The organism is Clostridium lacusfryxellense, assembly GCF_018861735.1.
In the GTDB taxonomy this organism is placed as follows: domain Bacteria; phylum Bacillota; class Clostridia; order Clostridiales; family Clostridiaceae; genus Clostridium_AD; species Clostridium_AD lacusfryxellense.
Genome location: NZ_JAHLEB010000149.1, coordinates 1 through 1,242, shown reverse-complemented (window position 1 = coordinate 1,242; position 1,242 = coordinate 1). Strand labels below are relative to the sequence as shown.

The following is a 1,242-nucleotide window of genomic DNA, read 5'->3' as shown; positions in this document are numbered from 1 at the left end:
GATGAACTATTGCATGGAAAATTACGACCCCTGCAAGCAATGGATAGTAAACTATTTGGTAAAATATAGGTGTAGTAACGGGAATTTCTGTCCCGTTACTACACAACCCCCTTTTACTACGAAATATCATTTTTGCTGACACTACCCTCTAATATAAAAAATACAAAGGCACAGAAGGGTTTCCGATTGCCTTTGCATTTAAATAATTCATTTAATATATACCCCTAAAATTTATTAAATATTACTCTGAGGAACTTTTTATTATCTAAAATACAAAAGGCATTCAAGATTAGTTATGATCGTTCTGGGTACAAATTATTACTGCATGACATAATATATACCCATGTTAACATAATTAAATTGGAGGCAAATTTATAATGGAAGATAAGACTTTGATTTGTATTCATTGTGGTAAAAAATTCACATTTACTGAAGGTGAACAAGAATTCTACAAAGAAAAAGGATTCGAAGATGAACCTAAAAGATGTTCTGATTGCAGAAAAGCAAGAAAAATACAAAAGATCAGAGAAGAGTGAAAAATTATTAATATGGGACAAAGAAATAAAAAACATAGGTCTTCATCCACAAGAAGATTATGCTTTTTTATTTTGTACTATTAGTATGTAATATTACGCTAGTTATATTATACTATTTCTATTATGTTCTTATCTAGGAAATATTATGCTATGATGAAATGTCATGTGCAAAGCGAAAAAATATTATACTAGTTAAATATATCAATAACAAAGGAATATATTAATGCCTACAAATAAAAAATACAAAGGTAATTAGAAAATTGAGGCTAACTAATTATCTTTGTATTTAAAAACTATGTCAAAATAAAGGTAATATAATACTACCTTTATTTTCAAAAAATATCAACTACAACAAAGTGATAAATCATGTATAAATGGAGTTTATATCCTCAATTAGACACCTTTTATGCAGTTTAATAGAGCCTTATTGCATATTAAAAGATTATGAATGAGTGTATAGGCTAGTTATAGGGGCTTAATAAATGACGTGAAGATTTGGTTTCACGTCGTTTTTTATTTTTTGATCTATTTATAATATTTACGGATCATTAATAAATTTTTATATATAATCTACATTCGAATTGGTATAATTAACTAAATGTGCGAGCTGCGAAGCAGCACGCAAATGCGTGATGTTTCCTCTTGGAAGTGGAAATAATTCTATTTTCATTAGTAAGTTATTAACATACAGTAGGGAAACCCTATC

Annotated in this window: 1 protein-coding gene; it reads left to right on the top strand. The window is 28.1% G+C overall.

Annotation, left to right across the window (positions count from 1 at the left end; translation table 11 throughout):
• Positions 1 to 377 precede the first annotated feature (377 nt).
• Positions 378 to 536, top strand: coding sequence for a zinc-ribbon domain-containing protein (locus KPL55_RS25715; protein ID WP_216309584.1), 159 nt, complete (start codon positions 378 to 380; stop codon positions 534 to 536).
• Positions 537 to 1,242: the final 706 nt, after the last annotated feature.

Excerpts from the sequence above, each read along its gene's own strand:
- KPL55_RS25715 (WP_216309584.1), top strand. The coding sequence starts at position 378 with ATGGAAGATAAGACTTTGATTTGTATTCATTGTGGTAAAAAATTCACA.